Source organism: Ruegeria sp. 6PALISEP08 (genome assembly GCF_001238295.1).
In the GTDB taxonomy this organism is placed as follows: domain Bacteria; phylum Pseudomonadota; class Alphaproteobacteria; order Rhodobacterales; family Rhodobacteraceae; genus Ruegeria.
This window is the reverse complement of the sequence record NZ_LGXZ01000005.1, coordinates 146,735-170,578: the sequence shown is the minus strand read 5'-3', so window position 1 is coordinate 170,578 and position 23,844 is coordinate 146,735. Positions and strand designations below refer to the sequence as shown.

Annotated in this window: 19 protein-coding genes and 1 pseudogene; 13 read left to right on the top strand and 7 right to left on the bottom strand. The window is 54.6% G+C overall.

The annotated features are described in order from the left end of the window. Nucleotides 1–16: 16 nt before the first annotated feature. The 4 genes from ALB80_RS09475 to ALB80_RS09460 all read left to right on the top strand — a co-directional run bounded on the left by ALB80_RS09475 (nt 17) and on the right by ALB80_RS09460 (nt 4,307). Complete coding sequence (locus tag ALB80_RS09475; protein WP_050603811.1) at nt 17–970, top strand: site-specific integrase; 954 nt, start codon at nt 17–19, stop codon at nt 968–970. A gap of 571 nt (nt 971–1,541) precedes the next feature. Next, nucleotides 1,542–2,465 carry a DNA-primase RepB domain-containing protein gene (locus ALB80_RS09470; RefSeq protein WP_050603810.1) on the top strand — a complete coding sequence of 308 codons (924 nt, stop codon included), beginning with the start codon at nt 1,542–1,544 and terminating at the stop codon, nt 2,463–2,465. Between the two features lie 154 nt (nt 2,466–2,619). Next, entirely contained in the window at nt 2,620–3,861 is a 1,242-nt protein-coding gene (locus ALB80_RS09465; protein ID WP_157054182.1) for a hypothetical protein, read from the top strand. After that, nucleotides 3,861–4,307 carry a hypothetical protein gene (locus ALB80_RS09460; RefSeq protein WP_050603808.1) on the top strand — a complete coding sequence of 149 codons (447 nt, stop codon included), beginning with the start codon at nt 3,861–3,863 and terminating at the stop codon, nt 4,305–4,307. Before ALB80_RS09465 ends, ALB80_RS09460 begins: the two co-directional genes overlap by 1 nt. Here the strand turns inward: ALB80_RS09460 and ALB80_RS09455 are convergent. Further along, nucleotides 4,294–4,797, bottom strand: a complete 504-nt coding sequence (locus tag ALB80_RS09455) for a hypothetical protein (protein ID WP_157054181.1) — start codon at nt 4,795–4,797, stop codon at nt 4,294–4,296. The genes ALB80_RS09460 and ALB80_RS09455 overlap by 14 nt on opposite strands. A 223-nt stretch (nt 4,798–5,020) precedes the next feature. Between ALB80_RS09455 and ALB80_RS09450 the strand changes: the two genes are divergently transcribed. The 3 genes and pseudogenes from ALB80_RS09450 to ALB80_RS21805 all read left to right on the top strand — a co-directional run. Beyond that, nucleotides 5,021–6,013 (top strand): HIT family protein, encoded by a 993-nt coding sequence (locus ALB80_RS09450; RefSeq protein ID WP_050603806.1) that lies wholly within the window; start codon nt 5,021–5,023, stop codon nt 6,011–6,013. A gap of 385 nt (nt 6,014–6,398) precedes the next feature. Beyond that, nucleotides 6,399–6,926 carry a hypothetical protein gene (locus tag ALB80_RS09445; protein ID WP_157054180.1) on the top strand — a complete coding sequence of 176 codons (528 nt, stop codon included), beginning with the start codon at nt 6,399–6,401 and terminating at the stop codon, nt 6,924–6,926. Between the two features lie 554 nt (nt 6,927–7,480). After that, nucleotides 7,481–7,681, top strand: a pseudogene (locus ALB80_RS21805) (transposase); the annotation flags it as partial. Here the strand turns inward: ALB80_RS21805 and ALB80_RS09440 are convergent. From ALB80_RS09440 to gntH (ALB80_RS09415), 5 genes are all read right to left on the bottom strand, one after another. Next, on the bottom strand, nt 7,665–8,963 hold the full coding sequence (locus tag ALB80_RS09440; protein WP_050603804.1) for an MFS transporter: 1,299 nt from the start codon (nt 8,961–8,963) through the stop codon (nt 7,665–7,667). The pseudogene ALB80_RS21805 and the gene ALB80_RS09440 sit on opposite strands and share 17 nt — an antisense overlap. An 850-nt stretch (nt 8,964–9,813) precedes the next feature. Beyond that, nucleotides 9,814–10,425 (bottom strand): exonuclease domain-containing protein, encoded by a 612-nt coding sequence (locus ALB80_RS09430; protein WP_050603936.1) that lies wholly within the window; start codon nt 10,423–10,425, stop codon nt 9,814–9,816. A 372-nt stretch (nt 10,426–10,797) separates the two neighbouring features. After that, a complete protein-coding gene (locus ALB80_RS09425; RefSeq protein WP_253276856.1) occupies nt 10,798–12,060 on the bottom strand; it encodes a HupE/UreJ family protein in 1,263 nt (420 codons plus the stop codon). A gap of 13 nt (nt 12,061–12,073) precedes the next feature. Next, a complete protein-coding gene (locus ALB80_RS09420; protein WP_157054179.1) occupies nt 12,074–13,729 on the bottom strand; it encodes a hypothetical protein in 1,656 nt (551 codons plus the stop codon). Between the two features lie 223 nt (nt 13,730–13,952). Continuing rightward, on the bottom strand, nt 13,953–15,149 hold the full coding sequence (gene gntH / locus ALB80_RS09415; protein WP_050603800.1) for a guanitoxin biosynthesis MBL fold metallo-hydrolase GntH: 1,197 nt from the start codon (nt 15,147–15,149) through the stop codon (nt 13,953–13,955). A gap of 114 nt (nt 15,150–15,263) precedes the next feature. On the opposite strand from gntH (ALB80_RS09415), the gene ALB80_RS09410 reads away from it, so the two are divergent. From ALB80_RS09410 to ALB80_RS09390, 5 genes are all read left to right on the top strand, one after another. Further along, nucleotides 15,264–15,833 (top strand): TetR/AcrR family transcriptional regulator, encoded by a 570-nt coding sequence (locus tag ALB80_RS09410; RefSeq protein ID WP_050603799.1) that lies wholly within the window; start codon nt 15,264–15,266, stop codon nt 15,831–15,833. Between the two features lie 210 nt (nt 15,834–16,043). Continuing rightward, nucleotides 16,044–17,171, top strand: a complete 1,128-nt coding sequence (gene gntH / locus ALB80_RS09405) for a guanitoxin biosynthesis MBL fold metallo-hydrolase GntH (protein ID WP_305809693.1) — start codon at nt 16,044–16,046, stop codon at nt 17,169–17,171. A 725-nt stretch (nt 17,172–17,896) separates the two neighbouring features. Then, nucleotides 17,897–19,249: an MmgE/PrpD family protein gene (locus ALB80_RS09400; protein WP_050603797.1), complete on the top strand. Its 1,353-nt coding sequence runs from the start codon at nt 17,897–17,899 to the stop codon at nt 19,247–19,249. 266 nt (nt 19,250–19,515) lie between these two features. Further along, nucleotides 19,516–20,613: a DUF418 domain-containing protein gene (locus ALB80_RS09395; protein WP_050603796.1), complete on the top strand. Its 1,098-nt coding sequence runs from the start codon at nt 19,516–19,518 to the stop codon at nt 20,611–20,613. Then, nucleotides 20,588–22,444, top strand: coding sequence for a pyridoxal-dependent decarboxylase (locus tag ALB80_RS09390; protein WP_253276847.1), 1,857 nt, complete (start codon nt 20,588–20,590; stop codon nt 22,442–22,444). The genes ALB80_RS09395 and ALB80_RS09390 overlap by 26 nt, the downstream gene beginning before the upstream one ends. 449 nt (nt 22,445–22,893) lie before the next feature. Here ALB80_RS09390 and ALB80_RS21795 read toward each other — a convergent pair whose 3' ends face one another. Further along, a complete protein-coding gene (locus ALB80_RS21795) occupies nt 22,894–23,145 on the bottom strand; it encodes an SH3 domain-containing protein (protein ID WP_253276855.1) in 252 nt (83 codons plus the stop codon). A 467-nt stretch (nt 23,146–23,612) separates the two neighbouring features. Between ALB80_RS21795 and ALB80_RS22160 the strand changes: the two genes are divergently transcribed. Continuing rightward, complete coding sequence (locus ALB80_RS22160; RefSeq protein ID WP_157054178.1) at nt 23,613–23,783, top strand: hypothetical protein; 171 nt, start codon at nt 23,613–23,615, stop codon at nt 23,781–23,783. Nucleotides 23,784–23,844: the final 61 nt, after the last annotated feature.

Here is a 23,844-nt window from a genome sequence, read left to right as displayed (position 1 = left end):
CGAGGAGAGATGCGAGATGGCGACGATCAACAAGCGGCCAAGTGGCAAGTGGCAGGCGACGGTGCGACGTGCAGGCCGGTCAACAAGCAAGACGTTCACGAAGCGAGCCGATGCAGTGATGTGGGCACGCGATGCGGAGATGCGCGCAGAACGTGGCGAGTTGTGCAAGCCCAAGACGACGACTGCTACACTTTCAGACGCTCTGCACCAGTTGGCAGACAAGAAACCAAGCGAGCGATGGCGACTGCACGCGCTTGCTCGCACGAAGTTGGCAACTTTGCGCATCGACGTGCTCACTGCTGCCGAAGTCGCAGCGTGGCGCGACCGACGTGTACAAGAAGCCAAGCCATCCACTGTGGTGCGTGAGTTGTCGTTGATGCAGACAGCCATCGACCATCAGCTTGACGACAGCGATGCCAACCCAGTGCGCCACGTGAGGCGTCCACGTATCAGTGACCGTCGCGAAAGACGGCTGACAGGCGATGAGTGGCAGCGGCTGCTTGATGCGGCAGTGCAGTGCAAGAACGCGTTGATGCTACCTCTGATCGTTTTGGCACGTGAGACGGCTTGCCGACGAGGCGAACTGCTGTCCATGCAATGGTGTGACGTTGACCTGCAACAACGGGTCGTGTTGCTGTCGATGACCAAGAACGGACATGCGCGGTTCGTGCCGCTCAGCCCGATGGCTGTTCAGGTGTTGACCACGTTGCCGCGCGCTGATGACCGAGTGTTGCCCATCACTGAGAACGCCGTGCGACTGGCATGGCAGAGGCTGCGTGCGCGTGCCGGTGTCGAAGACATCAGGCTGCATGACTTACGCGCGCAAGCCGCAACAGACAAGCTGCTGGAAGGGTGGTCAGTGGCCGAAGTGCAAGTACTTACTGGGCATCGTGACGCGGGCGTGCTTCTTGAAAGATACGCAAGGCTGCGAGCGTCGGACATCGTCGCCAAGTTGCATGCTGTTGAGTGACATGTAGCGCGAGTACATACACTGCATGTTGTGTTATGCAGCGCATGATAGCGCTATGAACACAACATGTGGTACTTTTGGGCTTGACCTCTGGGCCAGTTCGTGCCACCTTCGGACATACTGGGAAACTGTCCCAGAAGTCCTGACCAAAGACCGCAACGTGTCATCACTCTGTCGGAGTGGCGTTGCGCAGGCGGCACCAGATCACCAGACATCGGAGCCGCCAACTTGCCACCGCTCAGCAAGCAAGAAACCGCAGATCACATCGGGGTCTCACTCCGAACTCTGAGCCGCATGATGATGGACCATCGGAACGGCGACACAACCGCTTGTCCTCCTTGGTATCGGCTTCGAGGTCGAGTGCAGTTCGACCAGTGTGAGGTCGATGCCTGGCTGAGGGCACTGCGGCGTCCGAGCGATGGCTGTGAGACCCGATCGGCTACCCGAGATCAGGCAAAGTGCCTTGAAAGTCATCAGATGACAGGGGCGGCGCTTCGCTTCGCCGAGGGGTCTGGGTCCAAGACCGCACAGGAAGACGGCCCTGTGCCCACCGCGAACCAAGGAGACAGAGATGACTGATCGACGTCGCATCTGGCTTCACAAACTGGTTGATGCACTGCCCTGCGAGACGTTCGACATACGTATCATCTCTCTTGGCGGCAAAGTCGTGGCTTGTCGTCGGTTTACACCACATCAGTTCATCGCATCTGCAGACTGGTTTGCAGCGATGTCGGCCGCGCGGCACCACGTGTTCTTCCGCCCCGATGGACCTCTGACGCACGTGCTCGTTGACGACATCAGCGCCGATGCACTGCACCTGATGGCGTGCGACGGCATCAGGCCAAGCGCAGTTGTAGAAACCAGCCCTGACAACTTCCAAGCATGGGTCACGCTGTCCGGTCGCAACCACTCAACTGATGTGCACGCTGCGGCTTGCCGTGTCTTGGCCGAGCAGTACGCAGGTGATCCCAGCAGCGCCAAACCAACGCAACACGGCAGAGTGCCAACAACGCGCAACCCGAAGCCAGAACGCATGCTGCCAGATGGAAAGCCACCGCTCGTGTTGGTGCATCATAGTCGGGATCACGTACCCCGCTTGCGCTTCAACAAAGGCCTCACTCATGATGCGCAAGAGCGGGCTTTGTCCGTTCAAAGCGTACGCGTCGAGCACACCGACACCCACGGCGAACGCAAGCCACAGTTGGGCAGCACCGAAAGCGAAGTCAGCATCGTGAAGGCGATGATCGACGAAGCGACAGCGAAGTTTGGTGGAAACCGAAGCAGGGCTGACGCACATGTCGCAACGTTCTTACTCACAAACGGATCAGCGCCCGAACAAGTCGAAGTGCTGTTGATGGCGACATCTGAGAAAGCACGGGAACGCGAAACGAGCCGTGAAGGTGCTGGTATCCGCTACGTGGAACGAACGGTGCAAGGCTCACTTCAGTATATCAACTCAGCTGCAAAGACAGCGCCAGCCACGGCGAAGCCGTGACGAGAGACTGACGAGCGAGCACCAAGGCGGTGATGGCAGGGCGAACCCAGAGACCAGCCAACCGGAGACAGTGGACGAAAAAGGAGGCAAGCAAGCTGTGAAAACCAACAAACCAAACCGGAAAAGCCCGAAAAAGCGAGCTTCAGAACAGTGCATGCAAAGCGCATCTTCCTGTGCCCAGTTGCCCAAAGAAGAAGAACTGGGCAACTGGGCACAAGCCGATGACGTAGAAACGAAGCTGCATGCACAGGAAGACATGGCATGCAGCAACGTGGTTGTGTTCTCCGAGGATATCAGCACGGTACTGCAGGAAGTATCGGGCCACTACCTTGTGCGCGGTTTGCTTCCTGTTCCGAAGCGCGCCGCGAACGGTAAGTTACAGCGAGATCGAACGGGCAACGTGCTACTTGTTCCCAACATCAGCGGCCAACCGATCAGCGAGACACGCTTCGTCGATGAAGTGGTGGACACGTTACAAGACCATCTGCCAGCCAGACATGGGCGCGTGTTGCGAGCGCTGATGCGAGCCGCGAGACCGCTTCGTCAGAGCGAGGTCATACCGCTTGCGCGACTTGCAGAGACAACAGGGGAAGTGATCGCTGAACAAGAGCACGGTCCTTTGCGGCAAGACCAGTGCTGGTATCGCATACCCACGTCATGCACTCACATCGCTGACCTTTCATGGTCCAAGTTTGAGCCGATGTTGAACGACCGAGATGCCGACGTGCTTCTCAACACCATGCGTGAACGCGGCAAGCATCTCGACACATCTTTCGATGATGACAGAACGTATGACTACGAGCGTCTGCGACGGTTGGTTTCGGACGTGACGCAGATCAGAGAGCACGAGTTTGAGCAGATCATCGAAGACTTTGCTGCCGCGCGCTTGTTGGTTTTGACCGAGACACAAGGCACGCAAGGCGCGTTGCTGAACCATCTGGTGATGGCGCAGGCTTACCCGAGCACAAAACCCGTTCTGGCACGCGCCGCACCAAACGGCAAAGCCAGAACCGAGACCGTCACACGCGATGATGTGAAGGCAACGGGCGAGAGCAAACCCAAGAACAAGAAACGTGACGAGAGCAAAGCTGCCTGGCGCAAACTGGCTGGTGAACGCGGCAAGCAGTTGGCGCGACAGTCGGAGTTGTTTGAAGTTCAGGAACAGATACACGCCGAGCAGATCGCGACAAAGGACGCACGCATCGAAGCGATGGTATCCGTGATCGACAAGATGCAAGCAAACGTTGACAGGCAGCAAGCACTCTTGGCTGAGGCACGACGCGTTCTCGGTCGTGCGGACATCAACGACGCACAGAAAGTCGATGCTCTCGGCAGTGTGTTCGACGCACCGGCAGATGGTCCAGTGCATGATGCGGTCAAGATGGGAGCATACTGATGAACGAGAAGTCGCTCCCACGCAGCAGCATGGACACGCGCAACCAAGTTTCCCAAGCGCTGAACGTTCCTGATGTGCAAGTCGAACTGTCGAACTCAGCGGCACTGCGCGCTTTCCACGGCTTGTCGCGACACGCGCAGGCGATGCTGATGGCGATAATACGGTGGGTGTCGTGCGAAGAGCACGTCAGCGACAACAGCCCGATACTGCGAGCAGCGGCAGACGAAGCAGGCGTGCCTGAGTGGTCAGCGCGCCGAGGCGTGAACGAGTTGATCAGTTCCGGTTTGCTGCGACGAACGAAACAGAGTGCGATGGTTCTGCACCCGATGTTCTCAGTGATCGGCCATCAGCTACGGCGAGCCGTAAATTCGAGCAGCGGCAACAGCAGTTGCATCGTGTTTGAAATCGCATCAGGTGGTAGACGCATGCCAACTACAAAGCGTTGATCATGATGTTGCACTCTGCAATCGTTTCAGCGTGTTGATGTCGCAACTCCTCGTACTGCGCCGTTGCCAAGATTGGATCGTTGTGAAAGTCGGCTTCTCGGACCCCTTCGATGCCAAGCCGTTGCGCCCGCCGCTCGATTTCTCGCGCTGTAAACGCTCTGGCCACACTGCTGGTGATGTCTTCCGTTTCCGCTCGCACCACTGCAGCTTCTTGTTGGGCTTTCCTGCCTTTGTTCAAATACTTGTCCTTTGGGAAGTACCTGCCGCTTTTTTCCGCCCGATCAAGCTTCTCACGTACAGTTCCTGCAATCGGGTCTTGCGCAAGATGCACATCCATCTGCGCGATTGACAGTATCTTCAATACTGCTGAGCAAGTAAGCATCTCGTCGACGAACTCTTGCATCTGTGCTTCGCTGCTTTCTTCTGCGGTTGCGGGTTGCACCCACAAAGCCGCGATACAGAGTGCTGTCATACTCAACGTAAAACGCATGTTTTTCCCCAAAAGTAACCCAAGCAAACTGTCATACATGTTGCAAGAACTGAAGTGCGCGCGCGGAACGCTTGCCGGAAACCAAACTCCTCGCGCTTGCGCCCTGTCATCTTCTCCGACCTTCATCACCTTATTGCGCTGCGCCATGCAAACTCCGCCTTCGCATGGCGTAGTGTTGCAACAGTTCGTATAATCAGGCGTCTGGTGTATCGGTGGAGGAAGTATGACGGCGGCTGAACTCGAAGACTATCTGCGCAACAAGATGCGCATGTCTCAGGTCTATCAACCAGCTATGCTGCGGGTGTTGCTTCAAGGTGGTGGACAGGCATCTACGCGTGACATAGCGCAAGGGCTGCTGTCTCACGATCAGTCGCAAGTTGAGTACTACGAGGACCGCACGAAACAGATGGTCGGCAAAGTGTTGACCAGTAACGGTATCGTCGAACCTATTAAGAAAGGCGCGCGCACTATCGGTTACAGGCTCGCGGTTGAAAACCTAACAACCGAAGACGCCGAGAGGCTTTCCGCCCTATGCGATGAGAAGATCAGCACTTACATCGACAAGCGCGGTGCAGCTATCTGGGACCATCGCCGAAACACTTCTGGCTACGTTCCCGGGTCAGTCAGGTACAAAGTTCTCTCACGTGCAAAGATGCGATGTGAGTTGTGCGGTGCACACGAGCATCAAGCGGCACTGCAAGTTGACCACATCATACCGCGCAACAAAGGTGGCAGTGACGACATCAGCAACTTTCAAGCGCTATGCAGCACGTGCAACGCAAACAAGCGCGACACAAACGACACCGACTTTCGAGGTATCCTCAAAAGCTACGACGAACGCATAGAGGACTGTATCTTCTGCAACGTTGAGCAGGAACGCATCATCGCTGAGAACGAGTTGTGCTTTGCTATACGTGACGCTTACCCCGTCACGCACTTGCACACGCTCGTGATACCTAAGCGCCACGTCGCGGACTACTTCGACCTGCACCAACCTGAGCATAACGCAGCGAACGCCATGATGCGTGAACTCAAAGCCGACATAAACGCGCTGGACCAGTCTGTGTCTGGGTTCAACGTCGGAGTTAACGCTGGCGCGTCAGCGGGACAGACTGTGTTCCACGTTCACTTTCATCTTATACCGAGACGTGAAGGCGACGTTGCCGAGCCGCGCGGTGGAGTGCGGGGTGTCATACCCAGCCGCCAAGCCTACTAAATAGCGGCATGTGCTTAGTTTCGAACGGACCTTGGCTTAACAATCGCGTCGAAGACTGCACTAGCCTGCAAAGTGGGTCAAAGGTCTATGGTTGCAGTGCGAGGCTTGAAGCGAGGTTGTAATCACTGCCCTCGCTGTCCACTCACCGCAGATCAGGACTTTCAAAGTGGCGAAAGAGAGTGTCGCAGCTTTCACTGCTGTCGCGTGTGCCGGTTTGAGCTTACGAAACAAGGGTATGCACACACCCTGTTTGCTGTTGATAGCGCGCCACTGATCGACTGTGAAAGTGGGTCTTTGGTTGAGACAAACATGGCTGCGAACGTTGCAGATCATGTGTGTGCGCGGCACACTGGCGTTATGTGTAGGGGATGTTGTGGAGTTGAAGATGCACTTTAAGAACGTCGCGGCTGCCGTTGCCTTTGTGTTTACGTCATCGGCGGCATCGGTTGCGCAGGAACAACCGATTACGGTTGAGCGCGCAAATCAGTTACTTGCGGTTCTTGGTCAGGCTCAACAGTGCATCAGCCTCGCGACCATGGCGGGTGACCCAGACGAGCAGAAGCGCATCGACGAGGTGTTCAACATCGCAGGCCGTGAGCTTGTGACGGCGCTGTTCCGTGGTCAGGTCACGATCAACGAGCCTTGGGGACTACCCGACTGCCTCATCGTTCCCGTGACCCTGCCGCCTCCACAAAGCTCGAACCAGACGGATGAAGCGTTCCGCGTCGGCTTGCGTGTCGGAAGTGCATGGAGCAGTTGTTATCAAGATGTGAGAGATGACTTGAACGAGGCCGTTCCTCCACCACAGCAGATGACGCAAGAGACGATGGAGAAGTGGATCGACGATCAGAGCTTCAAAGCTCAGATCATGATGCGCGAACGTGGCTGTGCGCTCGTTCAACTGCCGAACTGACACGCATCAACAGCCGCTGAGGGGTGAGCGTGCGACATCCCTCCCACCGGCACCGCTTGCATCCTCCACGGCTTTGGGAAGTTGGCGGGGGAGTGATGCCGTTGTTGGCCGATGTCCTTCGCATCTGTGCCTGATGTTCCGCTGCACTTCCGCTGCACTGCGCTGCACTTCCTACCGTGTTTGGCACAACACATCGTGTGTTTGCCGTGCATACACGTGCACTGCTGAACACGTCGCGTGTTGCACTTCATGGTACGGCATGCGACACTCAACCCACTGACAACATGGACGTTCTTGCGCAGTGAAGTGTGTGTGCAGGAGACGTGCAGTGTATGTCAGCGTCGGACAAACAGCCGCCCGTGCACTGTCTTCGGGAGGCAGGGGTCGGAGGTTCGAATCCTCTCACTCCGACCAATAAAATCTGATGTCTAATGCAGAGATATTTTGCCTTTTGACCAATTCACTTACTGTTCCGCCACCTAAAGTTGCCTCTGGCAGTCTGATTTGCTGCTATTTCAAGCCTTAATTTTGAACAAACGGCCCTGAGCGCACCTATAAGCGCCTACATCCCCAGTCGTAAGCAACGCAAGACCCCGGCCAAATACGACAATCGCCGAGACAAGCGGCGCAACCGCATTGAGATCAGTTATGGCAGGCTCAAGGATTGGAGGTGCATGGCGACACGCTACGACATTTGTCCCAAGGTCCTTCAATCAGCCATCTCACGCACGGCAACTGTCATTTACTGGTCGTGAACCCTGAGCCTAGTCGTTTACCCAACTCTAAGCTCAGAGTCATCGCCATGAGAAGAAAAGCGGTGCCGACAATCCACGCGACCGGGGTGGAGTACATATCAGCGATGGCTCCTGAGAAAACCAGACCCAGCGCTGCCCCCATTTGCTGGATCAACGATCTTAGAGACAGCATTGTGGACCGCTGGCGGTCTTGTACGCAGCTATGCAGAATGCTGCTGGCGGGCGTTTCATTTGCACCAAGGATTACAGAATACAAGATGAATACAACCGCAAAACCGATGATGCTGCCTTGTAGTGCCAATGCTATCTGTACACCTGTAAGGCAGGCGAAAGTCGCTGCAAGCGTGGCGGCATGCTGGCGTTTGAAAATCCGACTTAGGCGTGGGGAAAGCGACGCGCCAAAGGCGATAGAAAAGAAATAGCTTGCGGTCAGTAGGCCAATGACAGTGTTGGCGTATCCGTCGGCTAACATTGGCTTGGCGTGGGTCGGCCAGATTATTTCAACAGGATTGGTCGCCATAAGGAAGAGCGCAAGCGCTGCCAAAAGTATCGAAAGTGTACGATGCCTTAAGGCTAGAAGGCCAGCGTCTTTGATCACCGATGGGACTTGTAAAAATCCCTGTTTAAGCGCGTTTGTGTTGACTGGAGAAGATGTTTCGACAATGGCAAACATGGTGTAAATGAACACCCCAAGCATCACACAAAAGCTTGCCGCGTAGGACACGTCATAGATGCTAAATCCAAGTCTCTCTGCCACCGAACCAAAAACGTCCGGCAACAAACCTCCAATGACGGCCCCAATGGCTAGACCCATAGCATTGGCCCATTGAGCTTTGGCGAGAGCGGGTTGAATGTCCACATTTGGCGCGGCCACTTTGAATTTTTCAACAAACCATGCATCGAGCGTGCCCGACCGAAGTGCGCGCCCAAACCCGATGAAGCCAAAAGAAAGAGCCAAGACGAAAAAATCGCTCGAGGATAGGAAAAGCGCCAGCGATATCAAGCTGGCGATCACTGCTGCCATAAACACCGGCTTGCGTCCAATGTTGTCGGCCAATCCACCAAACGGCAGCTCCATCGACATTGTGGTCAGCGAGTAGACCCCGAAGAGAAGGGATATCTCAAAGAGGTCCATCCCTCGGTCCGTGAGTGCCAGCGCAACTACCGCCACTGTGAGGCCCATAGCAAAGCGATCTAGAAACTGTTGTATCTGAAACACCCGAACATGCCGACGCGCCGCATCCGTCAGTGAATTGAAAGAGAATTCCATTTCGTTCGTCATACTCGCAGCTTCGGTGCTGCCACCACCAAACACAATACCTTGGCGACGCTGGTGCTATCGTGCGTGCGTCAATGCAGTCATTCGAACAAGAGCAGATAAAGTTGGGAAAGTCCGCACTGCCGCTGGACGTCCAAGCCGCCGCATGGGTCCAGCCTCGGTCGAACTCTCCCTCTTGCGGCAACAAGTGACAACGCGATCCGCACCCGAGTGGGGACGTGATCCGTGGTTACGATTGGCCTGGCCGCTACCCTGGCCGTGTTCTGCGCAACACGTTCATTGAGATATGGCACGGACCGGAGAGCGCCGTGAAACTGGAAGCTGGCGTTGAAGCCCTGAAATGGGCCGCCGCTCAGTATGCTGGCGACCCAGATGTGGCGACCGCCTTTGTCGGCGAGGGCATCGGTCTGATCAGTTCGGCGCTGGCTCGCTGCGCTCCGCGTCCCGGCAGGAGTGTGGTGATCGAGAAAAGGCAGACTTTCCTATGCTGGAACAATCGGTGCCGCTCTCGATTGTTCCCGGACCCGCGTGCATCAGCAGGCAGGGTACAGACCAATCTTGTTCATATAGGGTTGTATTTCCTCTTGCCATTCTGCGAGGTGACGAGCCTAACTTGCGCTCAGTAAATCTGGGTTAATCCGCAATGGCCTCAATGCCGACCTATGATGCAGAGCAAATGCGTTTGAGTTTGCGCTTCTCAACATGCAGATTCGGTTCTTTACCAGCATTCCCATTCCGGACATACGAGCGAAGTAGAATTTGGGATGACCACTTCCGAAGAGCTGACTTCCGTCCATTGCGTAACATCGAACAGTTAGTTCGTCGATCAGCAGGATCTTGCAGACCTTGGCAGTTATCTCTCAGGCCGATTTTCGAAAGGTAATGTCAACTGGCGGTTTGTCGTAAGATAGGACAACCGCGCGCCTAAAACCTCTTCTGCCTTTAAGATTACAGACGCCGAAGCACGGGCGTCCTCACCTGCGTCATGGTGATGAAACTCAAGGCCGAGATGTTTCTTGAGGTTTGCCAGCCCGTGGCCACCGGCCCCCTTCAATGATGGCCATGCTTGACGGGCAATCGCGACACTATTCGTCCAATGCGACGTGATCATGGGCAGGCCATACCGGGCGCATGCTGCCGTCATCGCCTTTTCATCAAACGTACTGTGTTGCACGAGGCTATGCGTGTTCAGGATCTCGAACAAGGACGCATAGACCGTTGGGAATGTCCCAGCCCCCTTCACGGTTTCAGCGGAAATCCCGTGGAGCTCAGTATTGAAAGCCTCGAACGATCCCTCTGGGTCTATCAAGACAGAATAGGTCTGCATAAGACCTGCGTCGCTGACAAAACAAAGCCCGATCTGGCAGATGCCGCTGATAGATCTTCCTGCCGTTTCGACGTCCAGCGCAATAAAGCGAAATGGACCGGCAGGCGGCGCATTAAGATGCCCGAATCTGTTCAACATGTTCACCGTTTGGGCATCCAACTTCCGTCGGATTTCCTTACCCCTCGCTGCTAGGTCAACAATTGGGATACCTACTTTTCGTGGATCAAGTTAGTCTTGGCAAGCCATTCTCGACCTCAGAGAAAGCAGTCTGTCTGCATGACGCTTCACTCACGGCCCATTTCGGACATCCGCCACAGGGTCGGGCGCCACGCCCCAGCTTCACCAACCGGATGGGGTGGATGGCTCCTGCTCCAAGCGTCAGCACCGCACTGACGTCTCAAAACTATCGCTAGATCAAGCGGCCGTTGTCAGCAGGCATCTTTGCTGATGCATCGGACAGTTTCGAACTCAAATCGGAAATTCTCATAGAGTAGGAAGCCGCACTGCTTTCTAAATCGCAATCAATGATAGAAAGTCTATTCCACGTTCGAAAGTCCACCAACTTGCGATAGCTGCACATCCGATTGCAATCGAAACTCTCAACGACATTTCAGGTTTCGGGCCTAGTTTCGCGAAGAAGTGCAGCAATGGCCAGATCACAAGAACGATAGCAAGCTGACCAACTTCAACGCCAACATTAAACGCCAGTAGGCTCTGCCAGATGTTGGGCGACGTCACCTGGAGTATTTCATGTAAAACGAAACTGAAGCCCAAGCCGTGAAGAAGACCCATAAGTACCGTTACAACAAAGACTTTTTTGTTAGAGTTCTTTGCTAACTTATCCCGCCTAACGGCCAGAAATGCCGCGTAGACGATGGACAAGGCAATCCCGGTTTCGACAAATGGCACAAACCAGGCTCCTGACGGCACATATCCAAAAAAACCAAGGGACAGAGTTACGCTATGGCCAACCGTAAAGCCGGTGACTCGCCACAGCAGTGCGCTTAATCCGGGGGCACCAATCACCAGACAGACGACAAATAGCACATGGTCGACGCCTTCCAGGATGTGTCGCAGGCCTTCCCAAACGAAAGTTACGATTCCTGAGAACCGGGACCGGGAAACCCCAACGGGTTCATCCATCAGGCCTCGGGTTCGAAAGACAAGCGGATCGCCGGATCCATAATCCAGAATGAGATTGGCGGTCATTTCCTGATCAGGCAGACCTGGGTCCAAAGAACTGGAGATGGCATAGGAGGTAGGCGCATTCCCCAATTCATACCAGAGTGTGACATCCACAATAACGTCACCAACATAAACTGGCGGGTCATCCTGTATGGTCGTTCCAGCAGATACAGATTGTTGGGCTTCGCTCAGCGTCGCAAAACCCGGCTCCTCACCTACTTTGTGGATGGTCACGGATTCAACGTCGCCCTGAAGGCGCGTCCCCGAGATTTCGATGATCGTACCCGTTTCCGCGATGTGCCCAAGACCAAGCGGGTTTTCAGCGATTTGTGAGGTATCGACAAAATGAACCACTTGACCATCCTCAAGGGTATTTGTCGTGAAAGGAGCCGCCTCGGGAAGGCCGTCCTCATCCTTTTTGCCGATTTTGTCCGCCACAAGATAGGGCATGGGCGTTCGCAAATGGATGCGCAGACCGTCACTTGTGTGTTCTACATGAAAAATACGAACGTTAAGGTTCAGCAGAAAATGCGCCTGACTTGCGACCGCGGCCAAGATCAAACTGGCCGTCACCCAAATCAACAACACCTTGTTCAATCGGTTAAACATCCGGTGCGCGCGCCTCCATTACAGTGATACCCGTAAGCTTCCAAATTCCTCTTTCGGGACGGAACTCGACCCTTGCCCGATACTCCACCCGACGACGATGATCATGGCCCCAATGACCCGCTCGGGCGTTTACAATCCACTTGGCAACACCCTCGAAGGCTCCGGTTGCCTTCATGCCGCCTTCCACGATTGCGACATCGGTTACGTCGGCGATCTGCGCGCGGCTTCCGCTAGGCACACGAATGGCAAGGTTTGTTTCGAGTTCAGCAGCGACGTCTGCAAGGGACATTTTCGTAACAATTGGTTCCAGCGCTTTGCGACGCGCTTCCGGTGAAACCTCAAGCGCGGCCACATATGAATTAGCCAAAAGCTGGGAAAAAGTATCTGAGACCATCTGTTCTCTGGATTGACCAGCTATTGGGTTTTGAAACGGCATTTGCATTTCGTGTCGAAGGGCGACCCCTGCAACTAAGCCGCCAGCAGACAGAAGGGCAAACCCGATCCGCCGGCGTGTCCGGGATGACAAAAGCGCGGCCATGCCTGCGCCAAGCGCCAGAACGACAGCCAGTGCGGTCCAGATCGGCAGAAAGACAACCCCCGCCACCTGTACCGGCGTAACTTCGGGGTCGACGTGGCGTTTCAAATGGTTGATCCAATCTACCTCTGGATCTTCCGGGGTGGCCCAGTCCAGGAAGGGACCGGCAACATCCGTCAACGTTACAGGCACATGCTGAATGGTATGGTCAAACATATCCCATGTGACGGACGCCTCTTTGGGCAATGCCGAAATCGGATAGGACAATATCAATCCTGCAAAAGTCGTATCGGTCAGAAGTGTTGGGGAGCCCTCGACAACCTGAACTCCTCCCTCGTTCAGCGTCAGAAATGCGCCCCGGACAGAGGCCGGCTGAACTTGCTCCCCCCCGATGGTAACTGGGTTACGGGTTTCGAACGCGTTCAGCGCGGCGTTGAGTATTGCTCCCTGCTGAGTTGGGTCCAACCAGGAGCCCGTGCTCAGGTCCGTGTCTATCCACGGCGCAAGTTCCCGCAGCCGGATAAGGACTTCGTGGCGAATTTCGCGTGGTGCCACGTACAGAAAAGACGTTGTGCCGCTTTGAGCCGCCCGATTGAGATTCGCGTTGGTGAACGCGCTGAACCATGGATCGGACCAGTCAATCTCAAGTCGCGCATTACTGTCTAAGTAACTGAACCTTGTGACTGGGACGGCGCGATCAAAAACCATGAAACCGATTGATGTGGCGGGCTTATCCTCTTTGGGTGCCGGGGGGCGAAGGATCAGGGTCTCGGGGCGCGCGCCGTCAAAGCCAAAGAAAGCTTCGATGTAGATAACCTGCGGATTTCTAGGAGGGGCAGGAATTTTGCGCCCGGTAATTGGATCGGTTCTTCCTGCCAGGGGGGATGCGCGGTCAACTCTTTCACGATGCTCGGCAGTCACAAATTCGAATGAAAGAGGTGATCCGTCGGTGAGGAAAACCGAAATGCTTTCAGCTTCGCTGCCAATCGCAGCTTTACGTGCGGCCGCTGTTGGGTGGAAATCCTGCCAAAGCTCCGCAGGCATAAATGCCTCAAAGCTTTCAAAATCCTCTGGGTAGACTTCCAGCGTAAGACGGACGCCGTTGTTTTCCACCCGGAAGACTGCGATATTTCTAGCGACTTCCGCTCCGCTATACGGGATGACGTCACCTTTTGCAGAGCTGCCCAATATTATGGCAGTGAACAACGTCAGAAGGCATCGGATTTGGATCAACAATTTGGCCAGCGTCCTTCGCGGCATAATCCTAGGTACAGAAGCTGTGTCAATTCCGTCTTGTGCGGCTCATTAGCGAGCCGCGCCAAAACATGTCTCTTCGTCAGTTTTGATCCGGCATAGGCGGTGGCGTGTAACCGTCCCATTTACCTGCTTGGACCTTGTCCGACGGTTCTTTTTCCTTTGAACGCTGTGCATTGATGTACTCGTCGCTTACTGCGGGCGGCAAAGCATAGTCATCTACGCTCGCCTCGCGTACGACAATCTGGTCTTTGGTTACGTTGATCACTTGAAGATCACGTGCCAGCGTGAGCGGTCCATCGTAGGTCGACCGTACTCCTTCCAGAATTGCTTGATAGTTTTCTGGCGAAAGCACGGAGTGATATCCCAAAGCCATACGCGGTTCGACGGCAGACATTACCTTTCCGAATGCTGCAGGCTCAGAATGGACGCGCGTGGCGACATATGTCGCTTGCGTCATGTCCCAGCCAAAGTACGGTGCCAGCGCTTCTGGTGGCAGGAAAGCCTCGTGCGATGCGATATCTGCACCTTTGGCATACTCGACATACCACTTGTTTGGATAGGTATCTCCGCCGAAAACGTATTTCAGCCCATTCCACTCAAGGGAATAACTGACTGAACCGTCGAGGCTATGGATCGCAGGCCAGGAACGAATGGTGACGCCGTTGTCTTGATAAACGACCTCGTTTTCCTGCATGTAGTCGAATTCGGTGACTTCAAGCTTGGCGCCCTCATCCGGCAACGCGCCTGTACGTGTGGCAAGGTCCCACGCATAGGCTTTTGACATACCCTCTACGTAGGCTTTGGTTCCAAGCTCATCTTCTGATCCCGAAGGGCCAAAGATGTGAAGCGGTGTGTACCGACCTGATAACCAGCCACCAACGTGCAGCCCCATAAAGTCCCCGACATGATCAACGTGCAGATGGCTGAAGAAAACTTTGTCAATTTTCGAAAAGTCCGGGCGCAGCGAGAACAAGTTACCCGTTGATCCGGTGCCAACGTCGAACAGAAAAACGTCACCGTTGCCCAATTCCACATAAAACGAAATTGAAACGGCAGCCTTTGTCTGGTTTGGCATCCCTGTCCCTAATGCGGTTATCCGCATCTCGTCTTCGCCGAGAGTTTCAGTATTGGGAAAATAGGAAGCTGGATAAACACCATCTTCGATGGGGGCGGCCGTTCGACCCGTGGGCAACATGTTCTGCGCTGTGGCGGTTCCTGCGACCGCAATCCCCATTGCAAAAAACAAGACCGTTGCGGAATTGAGCAAGCTATTCATGGTTCCCCCTCCATTCTGAAATATTCATTCAGCACACAAATTCGTGAGCCCCCCATTCTCCGTAGACATCTCTACGGTAGGTCCATAGACTGATCTATGTCAATAGAGGTGTCTATGGAAGCTGAGCCAAGGACAATTGAAAAACGGGAAAAAGCGTCACGGGAAGACTGGCTTCTTGCGACGCTGGACGTTCTGAGAGAGCGTGGAATCGAAGGTGTAAAAGTTGTCGCTATTGCGCGCAGGCTTGGCCTGACCAGTGGGAGTTTTTACTGGCATTTTCGAAACCTAAAGGATCTTCTCGACTCGGTTCTGCTGTTTTGGGAAGACGCTCTGACTGGACATATTATTGAAGACGCAATTCAGTTCGAGGGACCGCCAGAAGAGCGGATAAGGCACTTAATGCATCAGGTTATCCGCGAAGACGCGTCCAGGCCGGATGGAGCTATCGCGGTCTGGGCAAAATCCGATGCTGACGCCGCACAATGTTATAAGCGCGCTATGAAACGGCGATTTGAGTTTTCTGCATGGTTATTCGAAGAGCGCGGTTTTGCGCCCCTTGATGCTGAGATTCGAGGCCGGATGATGGTCATGACCCTTATGGGTGAGACAACGAACAACCTGCATCTGCAAAAAGATTGGCCAGATGTAATTGATCGGCATTGGCGAGTTTTGGTGGATAAATAGATTCCCGCCAATTGGGTTGAACAAACGCCATTTTCTATCAGTATTTCGCGATTGCCTCCGTACTGATTGAGGTATTGATTTTGTACACATTTGCGCCACACACAAGGCCCCTGCGCGACCGCTCCGAGCCCATCGACAGGTGTTCGATTTCGAGCTGAAGGTTTTTCGTAGTACCCTTATCGAAATCAGAAGATTTGGGGGGGACTACGTGTGCGATTGAATCTGATAACAACTCTCGGTCTGGCTTTTTCTTCGATATGCTCCCCAGCGGCTTCTGACAGTTCGTCAGAATCACGAAAGTTCTATTATCCGAATACCGAACCACTTGGTGAAGCGGAGATGCGCGTTGTCTCGCTGGGCACCGGGACACCCAATTTTCGACACTCCCAAGCGTCTGCATCATGGTTGGTCGAACTTGGAAACGGTGACAAGTTTCTGTTCGACGTCGGGACTGGATCGTTAGCAAATTTGGCGGCCTTGGAAATTCCGTACACGTATCTCGACAAAGTGTTCATCAGCCATCTGCACGTGGATCATATCGGAGACCTGGATGCGCTTTTTGTCGGCGGATGGGTTTCCAACCGGACCGTACCTTTACGGGTCTGGGGGCCAAGTGGCTTGGAACCGGAGTATGGAACCACGGCGGCAATGGACGGACTTCAAAAAATGCTGGCGTGGGACGTCGCAGGTCGTCGCGGAAACATGCCCTCGGCAGGAGGGCATTTAAAGGTGACTGAGTTCGACTATTCGAAGACGCAGGTGGTTTATGAGAACGACGGTGTAATCATACGGTCCTGGCCCGCGATACACGGCATTGACGGCTCTGTGTCATACAGCTTGGAATGGAACGGGCTTAAGTTTGTCTATTCGGGTGACACCAACCCAAACAAATGGTTCGTAGAGAACGCCAAAGAGGCTGATCTCGTCATCCACGAATGTTACCTGACGGTACAACAGTTTATTGATATAAAGAACTATGATCCCGAACGCGCCCGATTGGTTGCAACGGTAATTCACACGCCACCGGATGCGTGCGGCAAGTTATTCTCGACAATCGAGCCGCGACACGCGATTGCCTATCATACATTTGCCGATTTCGATATCGCCCCAGATACCATCGCGGCAATTCGAATGACCTATGACGGGCCGCTCACTTTGGCTCAGGATATGCTCGTCTGGAACATATCGACAGAGTCCGTAACCGTTCGAGAGGTAATAGGATCAGACAATCCGTTGCCAGTTGACCCCCCGACAGCCGCCGGACCTCCTGACCCAAGCGAACGAACAGAATTGTCAGAATGGCTCAACGCAGGCCGCCTCGACCTTAGCCAGGACTAACCGGCGAGAAACAAGTCTTGCCAGATTGGGTTTGAGAGATCGGAAAAGCCCAAATACTTGAGGTGAAACCCTTTTGTTGGTGCTCGGAACGATTTCGCGTTGTCCGCTCCTCGATTGCCAGACCAGATCTCGGCGAAAGATCTCTTTGTATTCAGCCAGAGTCGGCTTGATTAAACGATCGGTCTTGGGAAACCTGCCGCGCCGCCGAATGATCGCTGCCACGAATACGAAGGTTTCTTTGCCTAGGCAATAGCTGCACCGGCAAAAGGCAGCAAAGTCCGCGACATGTGAATTCGGCCTCTTGTCCTTGCCGCGGCCCGCATGAAATAGTGGTCTACTCGCTGCGCGGCTGCACCAAATCTATAGCCCACGCGCCATTTCTGCGCTGCGAGCGCAAGCAGTGAGAAAACGGAATTCACAGGTTGTGCTCGCAACCAACATTCGATCATTTCACTCTGACAATTGACGAGCACTTGGCGGCCAAAGTCGGCAATGAGCTGTAAAGCGGCCTAATCCACCCGCAGCTACCGGGTCACTCGGCAATGACCGACTAGGGCTCTTTTGACACCTTCGCCGCCGCTTCGGTGAAGGGCCGGTTTTTGTTTGGATCAGAGATGCTTGATGTTTGGGTCAAAATTGAATTACGTAATTTTCTTGTTTCCTGAAGTTTTGACAGCCAAATAAGTCAAAGGTTCGAGACGCTCCACAATAAGGGCACATAGTCAATGCGCGTTGAATTTGGTGAATTCGCACAGATCCTGACCTATGACGATCTGCCGGATGCGGTTCTTGAAACGCTACGGCGCAGTTTTACCGATACAATGGGTGTTGCCGCGATTGGCTCAACAACCCCCTTGTCTGGCATCGTCAGACGCGTCGCTCCGATGATTTTTGGTGGGGGCAGTTCTGGCGCTGTCCCGATGCTGATGGATGGGCGCACCGTCAGCCCGGTGGGTGCCGCAATGGCTGGGGCCTTCACCATTGACAGCGTTGACGCGCATGATGGCACAACCCCATGTAAGGGCCATGCCGGATCAGCGGTTTTCCCGGCATTGATTGCAATGGCGCAGGCGCAGGCCGAAAGCGGGCGGCCCCTTGATGGCAAACGATTTGCCGAGGCGCTGGCAGTTGCCTACGAAATCTCTTATCGGGCCGGTCTCGCGCAGCACGCGACCTGCGCAGATTATCACACGTCCGGCGCCTGGACCGCTGTTGGCGTTGCTGCAGCTGGCGCAAAGATGCTTGGCGGTGACGCCGAACACATACGTCATGCGGCAGGTATCGGCGAATACCATGGCCCGCGAAGCCAGATGATGCGTTGCATCGATCACCCATCGATGGTGCGCGATGGCGTTGGCTGGGGGGCTCCAAGCGGTGTGACCGCCGCCTATCTGGCGGTGGAAGGGTTTACCGGCGCGCCTGCTTTGACCTGCGAAGGCCCCGATGCAACTGCGTTTTGGGATGATCTGGGGCAAGGATGGCGCGTGGTCGATCACACGCATTACAAAGCCTATCCGTGCTGTCGCTGGGCACACCCTTCACTGGATGCGGTAAGCGACATCATGCGCGAAAATGCGTTGCACCACAGTCAGGTTGCTGCCGTTGAAATTCGTACCTTCCATTATGCAACCCGGTTGGCAGGGCACGAGCCCAAATCCCAGGATGAATTTGCATATGCCATCGCGTTTCCTGTGGCGGCGATGATCGTGCGCGGACAAGTCGGAGTGGATGAGCTGACTACAGACACGCTGAATGATCCCGAGATCTTGCGGATCAGCCGCGCAACCACGTTGATCGATGATGATGAGATGACCCGGATCAGCACGGACAAACGCTGGGCGCAGGTGACGGTGATCCTGAACGATGGCCGCCGAATTGAAGATGCTCCGCGCACGCCACGAGGAGATGCGGATCTGCCATTAAGCGACGTTCAGATTTCGGAGAAGTTCCACTTGCTAGCCGATCCCGTATTGGGCAAAGCCCGAGCGGACGAAATCGAAAATCTCTCGGGCAGGTTTGACAGCCTGACTGAATCAGAACTGACCCATCTTTTCTCCCTTTGCACCAAGCAGGTGTAATCTCATTTCTCGCCATTCAAATTAGTTCAGGAAATCAGCGCATGAACGTAGTTGAGCAGAGAAGAGAATGGAGGTTTTGAGCCAACATTTTTTGACCGATTCCGCCTGAAAGTGCCTGAAACGGACCTTCACCCCGAAGCCGCAATTGCAATCAACTTGGGCAAGGCAGGACTTTTGGGCGAGTAAAGCCCAACGACCCGCTGGAGAATTTCGTACATGTATCCAAAGAAAGCCTTGCTGTGAAAGGGACGCATGACCGCGCCCTAATGCCCGATTATCTGAGACTCATTGCCCTCTTCGGCATTGTGATCGTCAACGTCCAGTACATCGCATTTTCTGCATTGTACGGCTTCACTGAATCCGTCGGAGAGACCTTTGGCGATGAGGTAGTCCTTTGGCTTATCAATGGGTTGGCCTTACTTAAAACCTACGGCCTGTTTTCTTTTATGTTTGGGGTTGGACTTGGGTTTCTGATGGGTTCCGCGGAACGTCGTACCTTGCCTTTTGGCCACCTGTATCGCAATCGGATGATCGGCCTATTACTCTTGGGGATCGCGCATGGTTGCTTGTTTTTTCCCGGCGACATCCTTGTGATCTATTCCATCACTGGCTCTGTTCTGTACTTTTTTCGCAACTGGACGGCGACACGACTTGCAAAAGTTGGGGCTGCTTTGCTTATTCTTCAGTTGGTCGTCGGACTCCCTTTGCTCTTTTCTCCATCCGAAACGCCTGCTGAGATCTTTCAGTACGAGGAAGAGGCCTTTGGTGAAGGGGGCTTCTTCGATGCTGTGATTTTCAGGGGTATCGGTTTTGCGTTCACGTTGCCACTTTTCCTGATCATCCAAGGAATCTCTGCACTTGGATGGTTCTGCCTTGGTCTGGCGTCAGTAAAGTCAGGCATGATTGACGATGCTTGCCACCGGCTTTGGCAGCGTGCGCGGCGGCTGTGCCTGCTACCGGGTTTGAGTCTCAGCTTGCTGGGGGCTGGTCTATGGCAGTGGGGCCCGGCCGCGACCGGGGCAACCCTGACTATCATTGCCGCACCCATTACAACCTTGGGGTACCTCGGTGTGATCGCCTCGATTTCGCGACCACCTGGGCCGGCCATGTCGCACGCTCTTGCCGCTGGTGGATCAAGCCTGAGTATCTACCTCGGTCAATCAATTCTGTTGTCGAGCATCTTTTCAGCATACGGGTTGGACTTGTGGAGCGAAGTAAGCCGTGCAACTGCGTCGACCATCGCTATTCTGGTCACGATCTTGCCGATTGTGGTCCTGACTGTCTGGCGAATTTGGTTCAAATTGGGCCCGTTTGAATGGCTGTTACGACGGGTCACCTATGCAGGGACGAGCTCGCATTCATGACACATTGACGGCGAACGCAGACATTCATGCACCTTGCAGCATTGGTCACTTCGGGCTCTCAACTGACCTCGGAGCAAGCGCGGCATCATGCTGGCGGACCCATCTCGCTAAGTCGAGGACGGCCCATTGTTGCCGCTCATCGATGCCCCCGAAGCTGCAGTGCAGCTTCCCCAAGCGTTTCCAAAACCGGATGGTGGCTCTGCGGACAATAAAGCTGTTTCGCCAATCTGTAGGACGCGCACGCATAAGCCTTCCGATCCACCATCGCTCCAACAGGACTCACCGTCTGCTGGAGATTCAACCGGGCGGTAGAACGATTGCACTGAATGCACTTATCGATCACTCTTTCCTTCGAAACAAAGGGATGCTGTTGATGGAGAAACACAAAAAGTTAACTCTTGATCCGGACGATTGGGAGGCCAGCCGCGCACTCGCGCACAGGATGGTTGATGAGGCCGTCGACCATCTAAAACAGGTGCGAGAACGCCCTGTTTGGAGTTCCATGCCCGACAATGTCCATGCCACCTTCCAGTCTGGTTTGCCGGACCATCCCTCGCCTCTGGAGCAGGTCTACGATGAATATCAGGCGACCGTGCGTGCGTATCCCATGGGTAATATCCATCCACGTTTCTGGGGGTGGTACATGGGCGCCAGCAATTTTACTGGTGCTTTGGGTGATTTTCTCGCGGCTGTAGAAGGCAGCAATCTTGGTGGTGGCAACACAGGTGCGGCGCAGGTCGAACAGCAAGTCGTTGATTGGCTGAAAGAAATTGCGGGATTTCCCAAGAATGCGAGTGGTACTCTGACCAGCAGCGGGTCAATGGCAAATCTTGTGGCGCATACTGTGATCCGCAATTTTACCGCCGGGTATGATGTGCGCCAGGATGGTATTGCCGCGCTGGATAAACCGCTTAGGTTTTACGCCTCTGATCAGGTCCATAGCTGCCACCAGAAGGCGTTGGAGACGCTGGGCCTTGGCGCGAAAGCCCTGGTGGAAATTGTGAGCGATGACCGCCAAAGAATGCAACTCGACGCCCTCGAAGACGCGATCAGGCAAGATCGCGCGAATGGATTGCAACCTGCTTGCGTAATTGGAACGGCTGGAACGACAAACACCGGGGCGATTGATGACCTGACCGCGATTGCCGACCTGTGTGAGCGTGAGGGCCTATGGTTCCACGTTGACGGATGCATCGGCGGTGTATTGCGCCTTGCCCCCGAGCACGCTCATCTGGTCGCCGGGATCGAACGTGCCGGTTCCGTTTCCATTGATCCCCACAAATGGCTGCACACACCCTTTGACGCTGGTGCTGTACTGATCAAGGATCCCAAAGCGCACTTCAAGACATTCGAGATGCACGGGCCCTACCTGCAACTCCAGGAACGCGGAATGATTGCCGGGAAGTTCCTTGCAGACTACGGCCTAGACCTTAGCCGTTGCTTTCGCGCGTTGAAAATCTGGATGGCTTTCAAGGAACAAGGGGCGGCAAAGTTCGGGCGTCTCATTGCGCAAGACATAAGCTTTGCACGTTATATGGCAGAACAGGTAGCGGCGCATCCGCTTCTGGAACTTGTCGCTCCTGTAGATCTCAACATTGTTTGTTTCCGGCATCTAACGGCAGGTGAAGATGCAACCAAAGTGCTCAATACCGAAATTATGCTTCGGATTCAGGAGCGCGGGCTCGCTATGCCTTCGGACACCACGGTGCAGGGCAAACATGGGCTTCGCTGCGCGTTCAACAATCACCGCACCCAAAGCGAGGACATAGACCTGTTCCTCCGCGATGTGCTTCAGATCGCGGAGGAAATTCTGTCGGAACAAACCGCCTAACGCTCTCATTGAAAGCTGTTAAGCGTTTGCAAACGCCGTTTTCGGGCTCACAGCTGACTTCGGAGCAAGCGCGGCATCTTGCTGGCAGACCCATCTCGCCTCCGTTCGGGACGGCAGATTCATATCTGATACTACGATTTCAATTGCGATCAGAGCTTTGCGACAAAGCGGCCGGTCAAAGCCTCTGCTTGCCGCAAGAGCAAAATCTGAACGCGTTCGAATTGGAACTGTCCGGTCCGAGAAGAACCATTCAGGGAAACCGGCCTAAGCGCCTCCTGCTCCATTTTCCCTTGGAGGCAGGTTTTTTCGGCTGGGTTACGGCTGATCCGACAATTGTGTTGTTCCTGGCAGCCCAGAAATACAGGTGCCAAAGAACCCAACGGCAAAGATGGGGGGTTCCACCGACCTGTTAAGGTGCTGTTTGGGCGGGGACCACAGGGTGCATCCGATCATCTGTCTCGTAAATAGGCCCAGGATACATAACCCTTTAGACTACGCGCGCGATCCAGCGATACTCGGCACCAACGGGTGCCACCGGTTTGTTCGCAACTGTGAACCCGCAAGGCGGTTCCATTTGGAAGCCCAACGATCACATTAAAGCCTGTTCCTGGTCCAGCACGCATCTTCAGCATGTCACCCTCTTCAACACCAAAAACCTCGTATCTTCCGAGTGAGGCCGCCGCTGTAGGCTCAGTATTCATAAAGAGGCCTAGAACAAAAGCCGCTAATGGGATGAAGATTGCACGACTCATCGAGTATTCCTGCTTGTTGCCTCTAACACCATCTTAACGAGCCAATTCAGCAAGAGGAACAATCCAAAGGCATAACTTTGCGAAGCCATCCTAGACCCGAGGCCGGGTCAGCCAAAACAGCGCTTCGCAAGGGCGAAACGGGACTTTGGTCTACTGATGCTCTTCTGGCACCCAATCTTCGGCTTTGTTGTTCCAGAACCTGTTGGGATTGACTTCGTCCATTCCCCGGATATGGAGCGTCCGCGCGCACGGCACAACGAATACCACTGGCTCTTCGTAGGGGTGAGAGGAATAAACCTCTCGGAGCACCTGCACGGCCCTTGCTTCGTCCTTGCCCAGAAAAAAGACAGTTCCACACAGGGCACCTCGACCGCATGTGGTGTCGCCGCGTTGCGCCCTCTTCCCAGTGATCTGAATTGCTGGACCCCGGGCGCGGTCCGGAATGTGACGCAATCGTAGTCACCGTACTTGAGGGTATTCTCGACCAGGACCGCGTCAACAATCTTCTGTGCGTGGGTATCCGGCACCTGGACGATGATCCGCAGACCTGTTTCGACAACAAACCTATCGTTGACGAGATTGGGTAATGTCATGGTTACAGCCACACCGCATGCGCGATGATTTGAGGTTGACAGCGGTGGTCTTGTG